Source organism: Maricaulis maris, assembly GCF_003634045.1.
GTDB classification, from domain to species: domain Bacteria; phylum Pseudomonadota; class Alphaproteobacteria; order Caulobacterales; family Maricaulaceae; genus Maricaulis; species Maricaulis maris.
Window position 1 is genome coordinate 23,567 of record NZ_RBIM01000002.1, and the last position, 17,977, is coordinate 41,543.

Consider the following 17,977-nt stretch of genomic DNA (forward strand, 5'->3'; position numbering starts at 1 on the left):
TCATGGTGCAGCGTAAACCCGCCCCGCCGCGGGCCGTTCTCGAACAGATCGCCAGGCAGGTCGCCGAAGCGGAGCCGGTGCTCAATATCGCCGAGACGGATGTTCTCGGCGTGACGCAGAAGGCCTATGTCAACGCGCCGGCCGATCTGCGCTTCCTGCTGCTCAAGGCGATGGAGCATGGCGACAAGACGGCGGTGGTCTTTGAAGGCCAGCGCTGGTCCTTTGCCGACCTGGCCGCGAAATCCGTGGCCTTTGCCAACACGCTGATCGACCGCCATGGCGTCAAGCCGGGCACGCGGGTGGCGCTGGCCTTGCGCAATTGTCCTGAATGGATGGCCTGTTTCCTCGGTGTCATCGCGGCAGGCGGTGTCATCGTGCCGATCAATGGCTGGTGGACCAGCGAGGAGATGGCCTTCGGTCTGGAAGACTGCGGTGCCAAGATCGTCATCGCCGGTGCCCGCCAGATCGAGCGCATACGCCCGCACGCCGGACGGCTGGGCCTGACCCTGATCGCCGGTCGTGGCGAGATCGATGGCGTTGCCGACACGTTTGATGCCATGGTCGCCGCCAGTGCCGGCAAGCCGCCGCCGGAATTCGTCATCGATACTGACAGCGATTTCGCGATCTTCTACACGTCGGGTTCGACAGGAAAACCCAAGGGTGCGGTGCTGACCCATCGCGGTGCGGTGACGACCATCCTGTCCTTTGCCTTGCTCGGCGCGGCCCTGAAACTGGCCAATGGCGACCAGGAATTCGTCGACGGCGATCCCGGCGTTCTGGTCTGCCTGCCGCTCTTTCATTGCACCGGGTCACACGCGGTCTTCATGCTGTCCATGTTTTCCGGTCGCAAGATGGCGTTGATGCGCAAATGGGATGCCGGTGACGCCGTCGACATCATCCAGGCGGAAAAACTGACCGACATGGTTGGCGTGCCGACCATGTCGCACGAGTTGACCCTGGAGGCGGAGCGTCGCGGCATTGTTCTCGAGACGCTTCAGTCCATGGGGACAGGTGGCGCCAAGCGCCCCGAAGCCCATGTCGAGAAGATCAACGAGGTCTTCCCGCAGGCCTGGTCGTCCTCAGGCTACGGCCTGACCGAAACCAATGCGCTGGGCACGTTCAACGGGCTGGGCGAATACCAGGCCAAGCCGGGTTCATGCGGCGCGCCGCTGCCGGCCGTGACCTTCATCAAGACGGTGGATGAAAACGGCAACGAGACCCCGACCGGCGAACCGGGCGAAGTCTGGATCCAGTCACCGGCGGTATTCCGCGGCTATCTCAACCAGCCCGAGGCCACTGCGGACGTGCTGACCGCGGACCGCTGGTTCAAGACCGGTGATGTCGGCATCCTCGACGAGGACGGCTTCCTGTTCATCGTTGACCGCATCAAGGACATGGTCCTGCGCGGCGGCGAGAATGTCAGCTGCCTGGAAGTGGAGGGCGCACTGGCGCACCATCCCGACATCCTGGAAGCGGCGGTGATCGGTATTCCGGACGAACGTCTTGGCGAGCGGGTCGGAGCGGCGATCCTCGCCCGTGACGGTGCGACCCTGACCGATGAGGACATCAAGACTTTCCTCAAACCTCACCTGGCCCCGTTCAAGATTCCCGACCGGATCTGGCTGATGGATACCCCCTTGCCGCGTGGCGGGACCAGCAAGATCGACAAGCCGGGCTTGCGCAAAATGCTTTTGACCCAAGGGGAGACCGCCTGATGCCCGCTATCAAGACAAGCGACCTGGCCGCCAAGGTCGGGACAGAGATCGGTGTGTCCGACTGGACCGAGATCACCCAGGACCAGATCAACACTTTTGCCGATGTCACCGATGATCATCAATTCATCCATATCGACCCGGAAAAAGCCGCCCAGACGCCGTTTGGCGGCACGATCGCGCACGGCTTCCTGACCCTGTCCATGCTGTCCTCGCTGGCTGGCGGAACCGCGTTGGTGCTCGACGGCATCGTGATGGGGATCAATTACGGCTTCGAGAAAGTCCGATTCCTCACGCCGGTTCGCTCCGGCAAGAAGATTCGCGGGCGTTTCACCCTGGCCGAGGCGGTCGAACGCAATCCGGGCCAGTGGATGCTCAAATATGATGTCACGGTCGAGATCGACGGCGAGGACAAGCCGGCGCTGATGGCGCAATGGCTGACCCTGCAGATCGTCGGCTGACCGGCGCACAAAACAATCAAGGAATGAAGACGATATGAGTGAAATTCGTTTTGACGGCCGCGTCGCCATTGTCACCGGCTCGGGCCAGGGGCTGGGCCGCACCCACGCGCTGGCGCTGGCCTCGCGCGGCGCCAAGCTGGTCATCAATGATCTCGGCGGGTCGCTGGATGGCACCGGCACCGGCTCGGCCGCCGAAGACGTTGCCGAGGAAATCCGCGCTGCGGGCGGCGAGGCGATCTCGCACCGCGCCAATGTCACCAAGGCCGACGAGGTGGCCGACATGGTCGCCCAGGCGATGGACAAATGGGGCCGGGTCGACATCCTGGTCAATAATGCCGGCATCCTGCGCGACAAGTCCTTCGCCAAGATGGAGCTGGATGATTTCCGCGCCGTGGTCGATGTCCACCTCAATGGCTCGGCGGTGTGCACCAAGGCGGTCTGGGACATCATGCGCGAACAGGAATATGGCCGCATCGCCATGACGACCTCCTCGTCGGGCATGTATGGTAATTTCGGTCAGTCCAATTACGGCGCCGCCAAGTTCGGCCTGGTCGGGCTGATGAACACGCTGCATCTGGAAGGCGCGAAGTACAATATCCGCGTCAATGCGCTGTCACCGACCGCCGCGACCCGGATGACCGAGAACCTGCTGCCGCCGGCCGCGCTGGAGTTGATGACGCCGGAATCGGTGTCGACCGGTCTGGTCTTTCTGGTCAGCGATGAATGCCCCAGCCGCACCATCCTGTGCGCCGGAGCCGGTGGTTATGCCGTTACCAAGGTCCATGAGACCGACGGCATCCATCTGCCGCCCGAGCAGCAGACGCCGGAGAATGTCGCCGCACGCTTCGCCGACATTTGCGACGAGGCCGGCCAGAAAGAGCTGGGCGCTGGCGGCGAGCAGACCATCAAGTTTCTCACCAAGGCGGCGGCGAGTGCCGGCGTCAAGCTGGGCTGACCCCAACAACAGGAGAGGCCAAGGCCATGAAAGCACTTGTCTGCAAGGAATTCGGTCCCGAGGACCAGCTGGTCGTCGAGGACGTCGAAGCCCCGGCCATCCAGCCGGGCCATGTCCGCATTGACGTGAAGGCCGGGGGCCTCAACTTCCCCGACCTGCTCTGCGTGCGCGGGCAATACCAGTTCAAACCGCCGCTGCCCTTCGTGCCGGGCACGGAAGGCGCCGGTGTGATTTCGGAGCTGGGCGAGGGTGTTGAGGACTTCGCGGTTGGCGACAAGGTCCTTTTCAATACGCCGGTCGGGGCCTTTGCCGAGCAAGCGGTCGTTCCGGCCGCCTCGGTGACGCCGATCCCGGATTCAATGCCCTTTGATGCCGCCGCCGGTCTGACGATCGTCTACGGCACCTCCTATCACGCGCTCAAGCAACGCGGCCAGATCAAGCCGGGCGAGAGCCTGCTGGTCCTTGGCGCGGCCGGCGGTGTCGGCCTGGCCACGGTCGAGCTTGGCAAGGCAATGGGCGCCAAGGTGATTGCAGCGGCCTCGAGCGATGAGAAACTGGCGGTGTGCAAGGCCCATGGTGCTGACGAGTTGATCAACTACTCGACCGAGGACCTCAAGGCGCGGATCAAGGAGCTGACCGGCGGCAAGGGCGTCGATGTGATCTATGACCCGGTCGGCGGCGATTATGCTGAAACGGCCTTCCGCGGTATTGCGCCCGGTGGACGTCATCTCGTCATCGGTTTTGCCGCTGGCGAGATCCCCAAACTCCCACTCAACCTGCCCCTCCTGAAAATGGCCAGTGTGGTCGGCGTGTTCTGGGGTGCTTTCGCGGGCGCCATGCCCAAGGCGCACAAGCAGAACATGGACGAGCTGTTTGCGATGTTTGAAGCCGACAAGATCAAGCCGCATGTCGCCGGGACCTACAAGCTCGAGGACTTCATCGAGGGCTTCAATGCCCTGTCCGGCCGCAAGGCGATCGGCAAGGTGATCCTGACGCCCTGACGCCCAAGCGGAACCCAGAATTGACGGCGCGCCCGATCGGGCGCGCCGTTTTCGTTTCCGGATGGACAAAACAGGCGGAGCGCTTGACCCGCAGCCTGTCTGGCCCATCATCCTGTCAGTTGTTTTACGCGTTTCCGGGGAGGGAAGCATGAAGTTCGTGACCGCCGCATCCATGGCCATCCTGTTGGCCACACCGGCAATGGCCCAGCAGCACGCGCCGCCATCCGAAGTCCTCGCCGTCCATGACCATGTCGCGGCGGTCTCCGCGGACCGGATCGAGGCCGATATTCGTACCCTGGCGGAATTCGGGACCCGCCACACCTTGTCCGAAACCGAGAGCGAGACGCGTGGCATCGGCGCCGCACGGCGCTGGATTTTCGATGAGTTCGAACGCATTTCCGCAGATTGCGGCGGCTGTCTGGAGGTCATGTACGTCTCCGACACGATTTCCGGTGAAAGGCGGATTCCCGAGCCGGTCGAGGTGGTCTCGGTGATCGCCATCCAGCGCGGCCGGATCGACCCGGATCGTTATGTGATGATGTCCGGCGATATCGACAGCCGGGTCACCGACCCGCTGGACGGCACCTCTGACAGCCCGGGCGCCAATGACAATGCTTCCGGCATGGCAGGCGTCATCGAGGCGGCCCGCGTGCTCAGCCAGCACGAATTTGACGGCTCGATTATCTATGCCGGCCTGTCCGGCGAGGAACAGGGCCTGTTCGGTGGCCAGATCGTGGCCGCCCATGCCATCGAGAATGGCTGGCGCATCAAGGGCGTGCTCAACAATGACATGATCGGCAATATCGCCGGCATCAATGGCGTCATCAACAACACCACCGCCCGCGTCTTCTCCGAAGGTACGCGCGCCGTCGAAACCCCGGAAGAAGCCCGCATCCGACGCTTCACCGGCGGCGAGGTCGACAGCCCGTCACGCAATCTGGCCCGCTTCGTGGACCGCACAGCCGATCAATACATCCCCAATCTCGATGTGATGATGGTCTATCGGCTCGACCGTTTCGGTCGTGGCGGCCATCACCGGCCGTTCAACGCGGTCGGCTATCCGGGTGTGCGGATCATGGAGACCAATGAGCATTACGACCGCCAACACCAGGACCTGCGCAGCGAGGACGGGCGCCCCTATGGCGATACGATTGACGGCGTTGATTTCGACCACGCCGCCCGTCTGACTGCGCTCAATATCGCGGTGATGGCCCAGATGGCGGGGGCGCCGCCATTTCCGTCCAATGTGACGGTTGAGGGCGCAGTGCAGCCGTCCACCACACTGAGCTGGAACATGGCGGATGGCCCGGAAGCCGCGAACCTTGCCGGCTACCGCGTTTATTGGCGCCTGACTGACCAACCTCAATGGCAGTGGAGCCGCTTTGTCGGCCTCACCGATACGTTCACGCTCGAGAATGTCGTGATCGACAATTATTATTTCGGAGTATCGGCGGTGGCGCTGGACGGATCGGAAACGCCGGTTGTCTTCCCGGGGCCGGCCGGTTCGTTCGGGAATTAGGTCGGAAGAATGAGGCGGGAGGGGCGGCGCATGGCCGGCCCCTCCACGCCGTTTCGCGATGCTTAGTCGCGGGCGATGATGGTATAGGTCACCATCGCGCCGGTTGCGGCATTGGGTGCGGTCCAGCTCGAACCGAGAGCGAGGCCGGACTCGATCGGCGCGCAGCCGGCTTCACCGGTGGCCCGCACGACACAAAGTTCACCGTCCTCGACATGCCAAGTGCCGGAAATTCCGGCATTGGTCGTGTAGGTGCCATCTTCGTGGAAATAGGTGACATAGGATCCAGCATCGCTGGAGACCTGCAGTGCGTTGTCGAGCAATGGCTGGATGGGTGAGGCCTGCAGGGCCGCGGCCAGAACGATTGAATTGAGCAGCATGTGTATTTCCCCTTGGACGGATGCGTTTGGTTTTATGACCGGCAGGATTGCCGTTTCATGCATCCGGTATGAGGTTAAATCGTGAGTTCGCCCGTCTCAACACATCTATTTGCAAAAATCGTGTGACAGGCGAATTTCTTCAAAATGTCATGCCAGTGACATTCGGCGGATGATCCGCCCGGGTCGGCGCAGTCACTGTCTGACGAAACCGGCTGCCGTGTTCTTCAGCGGCGGATCGGAACTTCGGCCGCACAGTATGGTGCCGCCGCAGTGCTGGCCCAGTGCTGACCTGGGGCTGGGCGGTGTGGGCGGGTTGATCGTCAGAAGGAAGAAAGGCCCACCGGATCGCGCTGCCGCACGAGCTGATAGGCCTTTTGTTCACACGATTAATCCGTCCGTTTAGCGGAGGGGGTATCTGCTACTGTCTGCTACCCGGCTTCGCGGATCGAGCTATTGCGCGGATCGCGACCGGCGATGTCACGATGGGTGACTTCTTCGCCGCTTTGATTGGCAACGCTGATCGGGGCCAGCTGTTCGCCCGTGCGGGCGTCATAGACTTCCAGCGGCAGGCCGTCCTCGCCGTAGACCCATTTGTCGCCCCATTGCTGCATCGCCATGAGGATCGGGAACAGCGCCTCGCCGCGCTCGGTCAGGACATATTCCTGACGTTGCCCGCGCACACCGACCTCTTCGCGCATCATGATGCCGTTCTCAACAAGCTTGTTGAGTCGATCCGTCAGGATGTTTTTTGCGATACCTGTGCTTTCGTGGAAATCACTGAAGCGACGCGCGCCCTTCATGGCATCACGTACGATAAGGAGCGTCCACCAATCGCCCACTTGATTCAAGGTCTGCGCGATTGCGCACGACATTTCATCAAAACGTTTCCGGCCCATTCCCGGTCCCCCAAACACCAGGTCGCTGCCCGTGCGACCATCCAAGCTTACACCAAAAACAACCACAGCATCCGGCCCCCGAGGCGAGATGTTGTCTCTGTGATCCATGCGCGCCACAGTGAGACTCAAGCGCCTCATGACCCGCAAATGCAGGGTCATAAGATACAGGCTCTTACGTGTTTGGCGACCCCTTATGTTGACATGACAACTGGTTAGACGCTGATTGGTCTGACATTTCCAACTTTGGTTAATGTGACAAGTTATTGACAGGAAAGCTCTTTATGGACGCCGCTTCGATCGACCAATTGCAGGTAATAGTTGATGACCAATCGCGGCTGGGGATCACGCTCATTCTCTTCTTGATGATGATCTCGGTGGCGCTGACTTTGCGCCTGTCCGATTTCGCATTGGTCCGGCAAGAACCCCTGCGGGTTCTGGGAGGGGTCGCGGTCCAGCTGGTCGGGCTCCCGCTCTTGACGCTGGGTCTTATTCTCGTGCTGTCGCCGCCGGCCAGTATCGCTTTGGGCATGCTTATTGTCGCCAGCTGCCCGGGCGGTAATGTCTCCAACGTGTTGACCCGGGCCGCCGGTGGCAACACCGCCTATTCGGTGACACTGACCTCGATATCGAGTGTGTCGGCCGCGGTCATGACGCCGCTCTCCATCCTGTTCTGGTCCGGACTTTACGCACCGGCCGGAGATCTGGTCAGAGCGCTGGAGATCGATCCCGGTCCGTTTTTCCTGCAGACTGCCATCCTGCTGGCACTGCCGCTGTGCCTGGGCATGGTCATCAATGCCTGGAAGCCCGCCATCGCGGCCCGGGCCGCCGCCATTCTCGGCCCCCTGGCGCTGGCCTGTATTGCGTTGCTGGTTGCCGTCGGCATTGTCCAGAATTGGTCGATCTTCCTGGCTGTCGGTTCGATCATCATTCCGATCGTGATCCTGCATAACAGCGCCGCTTTCGGCCTCGGCTGGCTGGCCGGGCGCGGCATGGCGATGGAGGCCGCCCGCCAGCGCGCCCTGACTTTCGAGGTCGGCATCCAGAATGCCGGGCTCGGACTGGTCATCCTGCTCAGCCAGTTCGACGGGGTGGGCGGTGCGGCAGCCATCATCGGCACCTGGAGCATCTGGCACCTGATCGGCGGATCGCTGCTGGCGGGCTTGTTCCGGCTGCTCGATTCGCGGACACTTCGGGCAAACGCCACAGAGCGTGAGAGCTGACGGGAGGTAGACATGTACGATATCAAGATCACGGGCGGCCAGGTTCATGACGGGGCCGGAGGGGCGCCGATCACCGCCGATGTCGCGATCAAGGATGGGCGCATCGCCGCCATCGGTTCGGATCTCGGCCCGGCTGCCCGGACAATCGACGCGACCGGCAAGCTGGTGACGCCCGGCTTCATCGACATTCACACTCATTATGACGGTCAGGCGAGCTGGGATGGCGAGCTGCGCCCCTCGATCGATCATGGTGTCACCACGGCAGTGATGGGCAATTGCGGCGTCGGCTTTGCGCCGGTGCGCGAGGCCGATCACGACAAGCTGATCAAGCTGATGGAAGGCGTCGAGGACATTCCCGGCACCGCCCTGCATGAAGGTCTGACCTGGGATTGGGAGAGCTTTCCGGACTATCTCGACGCGCTGGCGAAAATCCCGCGCACCATCGATATCGCCGCGATGGTCCCGCACGATCCGCTGCGGGTCTATGTGATGGGCGATCGTGCCGTCCACTCCGAGCCGGCCAACGACGACGACATCGCCGAGATGCGGCGTCTGACCCGTGAAGCGCTGGAAGCAGGCGCAGTTGGTTTCGCCACTGGTCGCTCGGACGTGCACAAGACGGCTGATGGTGAATGGACGCCGTCGTCTGAATCCACCCGCGAGGAACTGGCCGGCATCGCCCGTGCTTTCAACGGTCTCGATTTCGGCGTCGTGCAGGCGGTCTCGGATTTCAATCTGGAACGCGGTGAGCAGGATTTCGACGACGAATGGAGCATCATTGCCGACTATGCCAAGGCGTCTGGCCGGCCCTTTTCCTTCTCGCTCATGCAGCGCGATTTCGCGCCGGACCAGTGGCTCAAACTGATCGAGCGTACCGAGAAACTCAAAGACGAGGGTGTGGATGCCCGCATGCAGGTCGCTCCACGCGCCATTGGCGTCTTCCTCGGCTTCAACTGCACCTTCCATCCCTTCATGGGCTATCCGAGCTACAAGACCATCGCCGACCTGCCGCTTGATGAGCGTGTCGCGCGGATGAAAGACCCGGACTTCAAGGCGAAGATCCTGTCGGAGAAAACCGACAAGCTCTCCGGTCCCGGCTCATCGGTGCCGCCGTTGGCGGACTTGCTGATGGAGCATATCGAGTTTGTCGCCGAGAAATTCTTCCAGCTCGGCAATCCGCCGGACTATGAGCAGGCTGGCGAAAACTCACTGGCAGCGCGGGCCCGGGCCAAGGGCGTCTCCCTGATGGAGATGGTCTATGACACCCTGCTGGAACGCGACGGCCACGAGCTGATCTATCTGCCGCTCTATAATTACACCGAGCTCAATTACGACAATGTGCTCAAGATGATGGAGCATCCCCAGGCGCTGTATGGCCTGTCCGATGGTGGCGCCCATGTCGGCACGGTCTGCGACGCATCGATGCCGACATTCATGCTCACCCACTGGACCCGTGACCGTAAACGCGGCCGCAAGCTCGACCTGCCGCGCGTGGTTCGCATGCTCACCGGCGCCCAGGCCGACTATATGGGCATGACCGATCGTGGCTATCTGCGTGCCGGCCTCAAGGCCGATCTCAATATCATTGATCTGGACCGCCTGCAGATGGAACCGCCCCACATGGAGCGCGACCTGCCCGCCGGCGGGCAGCGCCTGTTGCAGGGCGCGACCGGATATGTCGCGACGATTGTTGCCGGCGAGGTGGTGATGGAAGAGGGCAAGCTGACAGGCGCCATGCCGGGCACGGTCTATCGGGCCGGGCAGCAGGCGCTGGCGGCGGAATGACGCCTGGCCTGTGTGCCCGTGCCAGCTATTTCGACAGGGTGGCAGTTTCCTTCAAGGGACACGGACTGAAGGTCCATGCCCCTCGGTCACACGCTTAACGCTTGCGGGCTTTGCGCGCCGCATAGCGCTCGTCGCGGGCCGCTTTCTTGGCGGCTTCTTCGGCCACGAGGGCGTCGGCGGCCGCTTTTTCGGCGGCGAGGACGGCGGCGGCCTTCTCGGCGCGTTCAGCTTCCTTGCGGGCTTCGGCTTCGGCCTTCACGCGCTCGCGCTCAATCCGGCGCGCTTCGCGGGCCGCATCTGCGGCTTCGCGTTCGGCCCGCCGGGCCGCCAGCTGGGCCTCGTCCGGCTTGGGCGCATTCTTGAATTTTTCGAGAAGCCTTTTCTTGGCTTCGGCAGCGTGTTTATTGCGGTCGGCGAAGCTCGGGTTGGCGAAGTTTTTCAAGCTGTTTTTGTCCCTGGTCAGGTTTTGGGGCCGAAATGGCCAGCCGGTCGTCAATAACGACCGGCCCCTATCTGCCCCTGCGCTCTTGCAAGCACAACCCCTATCCGGGGTCATGTCGGATGAGTCTTCCGGTTTATCGCCGCTTCAGCGTGGCCGCGGGCGGGGTCCGATCCGGGTTATGCCATCGCCTCGGCAGCCCACGCCTTCACCTTCGCCATTGCCCGCCAATAGGGGAAAGGACCGTGGCTGATGCGGGCGACTCCGAGGGTGGCGAGGCTGGATCTCGTGGCCGCGCCGGGCATGCTCATGACATTGACGGGCAGGCGGACTGCCTCCACCACGCGGCTGATCAGCTCCGGCGCGACCAGGCCGGGCACGAAGAAGCCGGAGGCACCGGCCTCGGCATAGGCTTGGCCGCGCTCGATCGCGGCGTCGATCAAGTCAGGATGTGTCGCACCGTCTTTCTGGCGCAGGAAAAGATCGGTGCGGGCATTGATGAAAAGATCGATGTCAGCGGCTTGGGCAGCGGCGCGCACGGCGCGCAGACGGTTGATTTGTTCGACGAGCGGATAGACCGGGTAAAGACCATTCTCGGTTTCGCCTCCAATCAGCTGATCCTCGAAATTGATGCCGACGGCACCGGTTGCAAGAAGGCGACTCACATTGTCGGCCAGGCGCTCCGGCTCACGCGCGAACCCGGTCTCGAAATCGACACTGAGTGGCAGTTTGCTGGTTGCGGTGATGCGGGTCGCGACTGCCAGCAATGTCTCGAGCGGCAGGTTTTCCCCGTCCGGCCAGCCTTGCGCTTCAGCGACGGAGTGGCTGCCGGTTGCCAATGCCTTGGCCCCTGCCGAGGCGACGGCCGCGGCGCTGCCGGTGTCCCAGATATTGAACAGGACCAGCGGGTCGCCGGGCCGGTGCAGGGCGGCAAAGGTTTTGGCGTTTTCGGTTTGCGTCATCGTTGTGTCTCCATGGAAGGGTTGGAGACGATGTGAGGAAGGCGCGGCAGGTTTGCGACCCGGTTCTTGCGCAAACCCGGTCGATTCCCGGCTCGGCCGCGATCGGGTTCGCCGAGGTTCAGTGGCCTTTGATCATGGCCTCAAACCGGGTCCGCATACTTTATGACTGCGGCGTATCAGGCGGATGCATGATGATACCTATCTGATTTATATAAATATTTTTTACCCTCTAATGCAGGCGTTCTTCACGCGCCCTGCACGTTAACCATAGTTTCAAGTGGCGCCCGGATGCTGCTGTGCACAAGACGTCCCGACGGGTTGATCGGGTCGACGGAGTTTGTTGCATGGCCAAGATACTGAAACGAATATTGCTGCTCGAGGACATTGAGGCGAACGCGAATCTTATCCGTTTCTCGCTGGAGACCGTGTCCGACTTCGAGGTGACCCATGCCACGAACGGGCGTGAGGCGATCGAGTGTTTCACATCCAATGCCTTTGATATTTGCCTGTTTGATCACTTGATGCCGGGGATGACCGGGCTGGATGCCATGCGTGCAATCCGTCGCCTGCCGAACGGGACCGGTGTGCCATTTGTCTTCCTGACCGCTCGATCTGACGTCGGGAACTGGAAACAGCTCAAGGAGAACGGCGCCCAGGCGGTGATTTCCAAGCCTTTCGATATCATGCTGTTGGGCGCGCAACTCATTGATGTTTTTCACGCCTATCAACATCCCTGCGCCGAACGCGGCGAAGAGACCGGTGCCGCTCCGGCTTGGGCCGCGACGCCCTCGCGGTCCGCACTCGCTCACCGGCCAAGCCTTGCCTATCGCCGCTTCTGACCGGCGCCGATGCGTCCAGACCTGCTAGATCAGAACATGCCCGAAAGCGCGGCGTTCGTGATCGAGCAGCCAGCGCTTTCGCCATAATCCGCCGCCATATCCGGTCAACGAACCGTCTGCACCGATGATGCGGTGGCAGGGGATGAGGATTGCGATCGGGTTGGCGCCATTGGCGCGCGCGACGGCGCGGGTGGCGGTGGGTTGATCAAGCGCGACGGCTTGGTCTCCATAGCTGCGGGTCTCGCCGGCGGGCACTTTGAGCAGCGCCTCCCAGGCGCGTTGCTCGAAGTGCGTGCCGACGGGGGCGAGCGGGGTTTTGAACGTCGCGCTCTGTCCTTTGAAGTACGCTTGCAATTCGTCGGCGAGCCTGTCGATCGGGTCAGTTCGTCCTAGGGTGATATCCGAGTCTGCGTCAGCTTTCAGCTTGCCGAGTTCTGTCGGCAGGATGCCGCGGTCGAAAAACTCCAGAAGGCGCAGATGGTCGTTATCGGCGATGGCCAGGAGGGGGCCGACCGGGCTGTCGACCCAGTCCGCCTTGAGGGCGGCCTCAGGGGCCGGTTCGCCGCCGAGCAGCTGCGTGAAAGCCTGCCGGAAACCGGCATCGTCGTCGAACAAGGGCGCGGGGTGTTCCGGTTTCACCGGACGTAGCTGGCGCCATTGATGTCGATACAACTGCCCGTCGCGCTGCGACAGGCGCCCGAGGCGAGGAAAGCGCACATGGCGGCGATCTCGTCGGGATGGGCCAGCTCGCCGATCGGGATTTCGGCCTTGGCGCGGGCCCGGTCTTCTTCATGTTGCGGACCCATGCGGGTATCGATCCACCCCGGGGCGAGGGCATAGGCGTAGACACCATCGCTGCCCCATTGCCGGGCAATCGTCTTGGTCAGCGACAGGAGGGCGCCCTTCGAAGCGCCATAGGCCATGTGATTGCGATCCTCGCCGCGATAGCCGGCGCGGCTGGCGATATTGATGATCGACCCGCCGCCAGAGGCGACCATTTCCGGGATCGCGGCACGGCAGATATCGGCGACTGCCATCAGATTGACCTGCAGCGTGGTCGCCCAACTGGATTCCCAATCGGTATCCGAACTGTCCAGCGGGCTCGCCCAGTGGATGCCGGCATTGTTGACGATGATGTCGAGCCGACCGGAGGCCAGGTGCAGCGCCGCGTCATAGAGATCGCGCCCGGCTCCCGGCAGGGACAGGTCGGCCTGGACGGCACCGAGTGCTGCCGGACCGATGGCCTGCACGGCCGTGTCCGCATCGGCCATGTTCTGATTGCCGTGCAGCACGACTTCGGCCCCCTGGGCGGCGAACATGTGGGCCGCCGCCAGGCCGACGCCATGGCTGGAGCCGGTGATCAGGGCGCGCTTGCCCGCCAGTTGTCCCGTCATTTCAAGCCTATTTCATCTGCTTCTTTGCGACGGTTTCGTACATCTTGCCATAGGGCGGAGCAAGCAGGCGGGACGGGTGCCATTTGCCGGTGCGGAAGACCGAGCGCTCATGGCTGAAAGTCAGGAAGCCGGTCTCGCCGTGATAGCCACCCTGACCTGATGCCCCGACACCCCCGAAGGGCAGGTCTGGCACAGACAGGTGGAGCAGGTTGATGTTGACGCCCGCGCCGCCGGACATCGTGCTGTCGAGCACGCGGTCGGCCTGGGTCTTGTCGGTGGAATAGACATAAAGCGCCAGCGGGTGGTCACGTTCATTGACGAAGTCGGTCGCCGCATCGAGCTCGGAATAGCCGATCACCGGCAGGACCGGTCCGAAGATTTCTTCCGTCATCACGCGGCTATCGACCGGCGGGTTGAGGATCACGGTCGGCGGGATTTTGCGCGCGGCCTGGGCTGCCTGGCTGTCATGCTCGGGTTGCAGGATTTCGGCGCCGCCGGCGCGGGCTTCCTCAATCATCCCGTTGAGGCGCTCATAATGGCGGTCCGAGACGATGGCGGTGTAGGCGTCGTCGCTGGCCGCATCCTTGAACTGGTGTCGGGCGACCTTGATGATCGCCTCGCCCAACGCCTTCTCCCTGCCTTTCGGGGTAAGGACGTAGTCCGGCGCGACACAGGTCTGGCCGGCATTGAAAAACTTGCCCCAGCCGATCGATTTGGCGGCCGCATCCTGGGGGTAGTTCGGGGTCACGATGGCGGGGGATTTGCCGCCCAGCTCGAGCGTAACCGGTACGAGATTTTCTGCCGCTGCCATCGCCACCAGCCGTCCGACCTGGGTCGAGCCGGTGTAGAAGAGATGGTCGAATTTCAGCTTGGTGAAGGCCTCGCCGACCGCCGGTCCACCGGTGATCACGGTGACATGGTCTTCCTCGAAGGCTTCGGCCAGCAGGGATTTCATGATCTCCGCCGTGGCCGGCGTGTATTCAGACGGCTTGACCATCGCCCGGCATCCGGCCGCCAAGGCGGCGACCAGCGGTGCCATGGCGAGTTGGAACGGGTAATTCCACGGCGAGACAATGCCAGCGACGCCCTTGGGTTCGCGACGGATCGTGGCTGAGCCCGGCATCAGCGTCATCGGGACACCGACCTTGCGGGTCTTCATCCACTTGGCCAGATGTTTCTTGGCGTGGCCGGCATCCTGGATCACGAAGGCGATCTCGGCGATGACGCTTTCCTGCTTCGCCCGATTGCCGAAATCCTGGCTGATCGCTTCGGCGATGGCATCGGCATGCTTGCGGCAAAGATCAGCGACCCGGTCGAGATCGGCCTTGCGCTTGTCGATCGGCCGGTGACGCTCGGCCCGGAAGGCGGATTGCTGGGTCGCCAGAAGGCTTTTCATGCGTTCGATCTGCTTGGCTTCGGCTTCACTCATCGTGGCCTCCTTAACTACGCGTTGTCTTCGACGATCATGGCGGCCGCGCGGGTCGCGATCATGATCGTGGGTGCATTTGTGTTGCCGCCGACGAGGCGCGGCATGACCGAGGCGTCGATGACCCGCAATCCGGCGACGCCCCTGACCCGGCAGCGGCTGTCGGTGACGGCGAGGTCGCCGGATCCCATCGCGCAGGTCGAGGTCGGATGGTACAGCGTTTCAGCGCGGGCTTTCACATCCTCACGCAGCCCGTCCATCGTGGTGATGTCGGCACCGGGATAGCGCTCTTCCTTGCGGTCATGATCAAAGGCCGGCGCATTGAGAATGTCGCGCACCTTGGCCAGCCCGTCTGTCATCACGTCGAGATCGAAGTCCTCGGCGAGATAATTGGGTTGGATGGCCGGATGGTCGGTGGGGTCGGTGGTTTTCAGCCGGATCTCGCCGCGGCTCTTTGGATAGAGTTGGCAGACATGCAGGGTGATGCCGTGACCGCTCGTCTTTTCAACGCCGTGCGGGTTCGAGATCGCCGGGATGAAGACCAGTTGCAGGTCGGGGAGATCGTCGGCAAAGGCCGACTTGATGAAGGCGCCGCCCTGAACCGGATTGACCGTGAACGGACCATCGCCGCGCAAGGCCCAACGCGCCACCATATACATGTGGCTGGGCAGGGAGCGCAGCGAGTTGCCGATCGATGTCGATGACTTGGTCCAGACCTGGGCCGTGACATCGAGATGGTCCTGCAGATTCTTGCCGACACCGGGCAGGTCGTGCACGACACTGACCCCGGCCTCGCGCAATTCGTCAGCCGGGCCGATCCCCGACAGGAGCAATGTCTGGGGCGAGTTGATCGCCCCGCCCGAGAGGACGACTTCCTTGCGTGCATTGATGACGCGGAGTTCGCCCTCGATCTCGACCTCGACGCCGGTGGCGCGGCCATTCTCGATGACGATGCGATGGACCAGGGCGCCGGTCTGGACTGCGCAATTCTCGCGCTCCAGGGCCGGGCGCAGGAAGGCGTCGGCGGCCGAACAGCGCTTATTGCCTTTCTGGGTGACCTGATACGGGCCGAAACCTTCCTGGTCCGGACCGTTGAAATCGTCATTGCGCTTGTATTGCAGCTGGTCTGCCGCCTTGAGGAAGTCCTCGGTCAGCGGGTTGAGCGGCTTGATGTCCTGGACCCAGAGCGGACCGCCCGTGCCGTGCAGATCGCTGGCGCCACGGGTCTGGTGCTGGACTTCCTTGAAGGCGGGCAGGGCATTGTTCCAGCCCCAACCCTCGGCGCCATAGGCGCTTTCCCACTCGTCGTAATTCTCTTTCGCACCGCGCATATAGTGCATGGCATTGATCGAGGACGAGCCACCCAGAGTCTTGCCGCGGGGCCACAGGAGTTTGCGGTCGTTGAGGTGTTTTTGTGGTTCGGTCCAATAACCCCAATTGAATTGCTCGCCGGTGACCGCGTATTGCAACAGCATCGGCGTGCGGATGATTGGTGAATTGTCGGTGCCGCCAGCTTCCAGAACGAGGACCGAGACCGACGGGTCGCGCGACAGGCGCTCCGCCACCGTGCAGCCGGCCGAGCCGGCGCCGCAAATGATATAGTCGTAGTCGAGCTTACTCATTGCCTGCCTCCGTCATCCCCGCTTCGGTCTCGGAGGCGGACATCTCGCCATAGTGGGCGGCGAGGGCGCGCATCGCGATGATCGACTCTTCGGTCCGGGCACTCCACGTGGTGTCGGCCGCGGTGCGGGCGATGACGATATTGCGGCGCTCATCGACCCAGACATACTGGCCGTAGACGCCAGCCATGAAGTATTCCCCGTCATGGTTCTCCGGCACCCAGAAGTGCAGGCCATAGCCGCGATGGGCGTAGACCGAATCGGGCCCGGCCTCCTGGAAGGGCGCATTCGGTCGGGTCGCTTGGGCAACCCAGCCTTCGGGCAGGAGACGCGCGCCGTCCCAGACCCCGTCCTGCAGATAGAACTGGCCGAAGCGGGCATAGTCCTCAAGCGTGGCATTGAGGCAGCAATAGCCGATCGCCATGCCGTTCTCGCCCGGAATGTTCTGGTTCCAGTAGGCCTCGCCGGTCATGCCGAGCGGCTGCCAGATGCGGTCCTGGACGATATTGGCCAGATTGTCGTTATAGACACCGCGAACGACCGCCGAGAGCACCTGGGTATTGGCACTGACATAGTGCAGGTCTTCGCCAGGCGCGCGATTGCGCTCGATCTCGCCAACCAGACGGTCAATGTTCTGGCCATAGATATTGGCGCCTAGAAAGAGACGGCGGATGTCCGAATTCGGGGCGTTATAGTTCTCCTCGAAATCCATGCCCGCCGACATCATCAGGAGATGGCGCAGTGTCGTGTCGCCATAGTCCGTACCGCCATATTGCGGCGCGAACATTTCGGCGCTCTGGTCGAGATTGGCGATTCGGCCATCCTGCATGGCCATGGCGATCAGGGTCGCGACATAGCTCTTGCCGACAGACCAGGATGTGTGGCGAGTGTCGGCATCGGCGCCGAGGCGGTAGGTCTCGTAAACGACCTCGCCATCATGCAGCACCATAAGGCCCGTTGTGTCACTTTCGGCCATCCAGTCATCAAGGGTCCGGTCGGCGCCGTCAAACTGGTAGCTGATCGCTACCGATTGAAGATTCCGCGGCAAATGAGCGGCTGAGTCGGATGGATTGATCGCGCGCCAGGGGAAGACATCGCTCATGTTGGAAAATGTTTCAACAAGCCGTTCGGGCTGGGTGGCGGCCTGGATTTCCGCTGGCGAATACTCGGACCAGGGGCGGTAGAACCAGCCTGCTGCGGCGAGCGCGCCGGCGCTGAAAATTATGACTAAGCCAATGATAAGTTTCTTCATTTTTCTCCCCATGACAGCGATTTGAACGCTGTTCACTGTTTACCGTATCAGAGTTGGGACAGGAGAAAAGGGTCAGATTTCCGCCGGCATTTCAAAACGCTGGGTGAGGTATCCGTGCAT

The 17,977-nt window shown here is 62.5% G+C and carries 17 protein-coding genes; 8 read left to right on the forward strand and 9 right to left on the reverse strand.

Going from position 1 to position 17,977, the window contains the following annotated elements; genetic code table 11:
- Positions 1 to 2 precede the first annotated feature (2 nt).
- The 5 genes from C7435_RS03235 (at position 3) to C7435_RS03255 (ending at position 5,648) form a co-directional block, all read left to right on the forward strand.
- Positions 3 to 1,715: a class I adenylate-forming enzyme family protein gene (locus C7435_RS03235; RefSeq protein WP_121210030.1), complete on the forward strand. Its 1,713-nt coding sequence runs from the start codon at positions 3 to 5 to the stop codon at positions 1,713 to 1,715.
- The gene (locus C7435_RS03240) at positions 1,715 to 2,173 is read left to right on the forward strand and encodes a MaoC family dehydratase (protein WP_075189744.1); all 459 of its coding nucleotides are present in this window, start codon (positions 1,715 to 1,717) and stop codon (positions 2,171 to 2,173) included. The genes C7435_RS03235 and C7435_RS03240 overlap by 1 nt, the downstream gene beginning before the upstream one ends.
- 34 nt (positions 2,174 to 2,207) lie before the next feature.
- A complete protein-coding gene (locus tag C7435_RS03245; protein WP_121210031.1) occupies positions 2,208 to 3,128 on the forward strand; it encodes an SDR family NAD(P)-dependent oxidoreductase in 921 nt (306 codons plus the stop codon).
- Positions 3,129 to 3,154: 26 nt separating this feature from the next.
- A complete protein-coding gene (locus tag C7435_RS03250) occupies positions 3,155 to 4,129 on the forward strand; it encodes an NADPH:quinone oxidoreductase family protein (protein ID WP_121210032.1) in 975 nt (324 codons plus the stop codon).
- A 148-nt stretch (positions 4,130 to 4,277) separates the two neighbouring features.
- The gene (locus tag C7435_RS03255) at positions 4,278 to 5,648 is read left to right on the forward strand and encodes a M28 family metallopeptidase (protein ID WP_121210033.1); all 1,371 of its coding nucleotides are present in this window, start codon (positions 4,278 to 4,280) and stop codon (positions 5,646 to 5,648) included.
- Between the two features lie 62 nt (positions 5,649 to 5,710).
- On the opposite strand, the gene C7435_RS03260 is transcribed toward C7435_RS03255, so the two are convergent.
- Together C7435_RS03260 and C7435_RS03265 are read right to left on the reverse strand one after the other, a co-directional pair.
- Entirely contained in the window at positions 5,711 to 6,025 is a 315-nt protein-coding gene (locus tag C7435_RS03260; protein WP_121210034.1) for a hypothetical protein, read from the reverse strand.
- A gap of 428 nt (positions 6,026 to 6,453) precedes the next feature.
- On the reverse strand, positions 6,454 to 7,080 hold the full coding sequence (locus C7435_RS03265; RefSeq protein ID WP_233350669.1) for a winged helix-turn-helix transcriptional regulator: 627 nt from the start codon (positions 7,078 to 7,080) through the stop codon (positions 6,454 to 6,456).
- A 122-nt stretch (positions 7,081 to 7,202) separates the two neighbouring features.
- Between C7435_RS03265 and C7435_RS03270 the strand changes: the two genes are divergently transcribed.
- Positions 7,203 to 8,141, forward strand: coding sequence for a bile acid:sodium symporter family protein (locus tag C7435_RS03270; protein WP_075189750.1), 939 nt, complete (start codon positions 7,203 to 7,205; stop codon positions 8,139 to 8,141).
- A gap of 12 nt (positions 8,142 to 8,153) precedes the next feature.
- Positions 8,154 to 9,926 carry an N-acyl-D-amino-acid deacylase family protein gene (locus C7435_RS03275; RefSeq protein WP_075189751.1) on the forward strand — a complete coding sequence of 591 codons (1,773 nt, stop codon included), beginning with the start codon at positions 8,154 to 8,156 and terminating at the stop codon, positions 9,924 to 9,926.
- Between the two features lie 94 nt (positions 9,927 to 10,020).
- On the opposite strand, the gene C7435_RS03280 is transcribed toward C7435_RS03275, so the two are convergent.
- Together C7435_RS03280 and C7435_RS03285 are read right to left on the reverse strand one after the other, a co-directional pair.
- The gene (locus C7435_RS03280; protein ID WP_075189752.1) at positions 10,021 to 10,368 is read right to left on the reverse strand and encodes a DUF6481 family protein; all 348 of its coding nucleotides are present in this window, start codon (positions 10,366 to 10,368) and stop codon (positions 10,021 to 10,023) included.
- A gap of 176 nt (positions 10,369 to 10,544) precedes the next feature.
- A complete protein-coding gene (locus tag C7435_RS03285; RefSeq protein WP_121210035.1) occupies positions 10,545 to 11,327 on the reverse strand; it encodes an isocitrate lyase/PEP mutase family protein in 783 nt (260 codons plus the stop codon).
- Positions 11,328 to 11,671: 344 nt separating this feature from the next.
- Here C7435_RS03285 and C7435_RS03290 point away from each other — a divergent pair, with 344 nt between their 5' ends.
- Positions 11,672 to 12,166: a response regulator gene (locus C7435_RS03290; RefSeq protein WP_121210036.1), complete on the forward strand. Its 495-nt coding sequence runs from the start codon at positions 11,672 to 11,674 to the stop codon at positions 12,164 to 12,166.
- 24 nt (positions 12,167 to 12,190) lie between these two features.
- Here the strand turns inward: C7435_RS03290 and C7435_RS17340 are convergent, their stop codons facing one another.
- Genes C7435_RS17340 through C7435_RS03315 form a run of 5 tightly spaced genes read right to left on the reverse strand, consistent with a single transcriptional unit; the run spans position 12,191 to position 17,857 of the window.
- On the reverse strand, positions 12,191 to 12,781 hold the full coding sequence (locus C7435_RS17340; protein ID WP_325048639.1) for a methylated-DNA--[protein]-cysteine S-methyltransferase: 591 nt from the start codon (positions 12,779 to 12,781) through the stop codon (positions 12,191 to 12,193).
- Between the two features lie 20 nt (positions 12,782 to 12,801).
- On the reverse strand, positions 12,802 to 13,560 hold the full coding sequence (locus C7435_RS03300; RefSeq protein ID WP_121210038.1) for an SDR family NAD(P)-dependent oxidoreductase: 759 nt from the start codon (positions 13,558 to 13,560) through the stop codon (positions 12,802 to 12,804).
- Between the two features lie 7 nt (positions 13,561 to 13,567).
- Positions 13,568 to 14,989, reverse strand: coding sequence for a coniferyl aldehyde dehydrogenase (locus tag C7435_RS03305; protein ID WP_121210039.1), 1,422 nt, complete (start codon positions 14,987 to 14,989; stop codon positions 13,568 to 13,570).
- Between the two features lie 14 nt (positions 14,990 to 15,003).
- Positions 15,004 to 16,608: a GMC family oxidoreductase gene (locus tag C7435_RS03310; RefSeq protein WP_121210040.1), complete on the reverse strand. Its 1,605-nt coding sequence runs from the start codon at positions 16,606 to 16,608 to the stop codon at positions 15,004 to 15,006.
- On the reverse strand, positions 16,601 to 17,857 hold the full coding sequence (locus tag C7435_RS03315) for a serine hydrolase domain-containing protein (RefSeq protein WP_121210041.1): 1,257 nt from the start codon (positions 17,855 to 17,857) through the stop codon (positions 16,601 to 16,603). Before C7435_RS03315 ends, C7435_RS03310 begins: the two co-directional genes overlap by 8 nt.
- Positions 17,858 to 17,977: the final 120 nt, after the last annotated feature.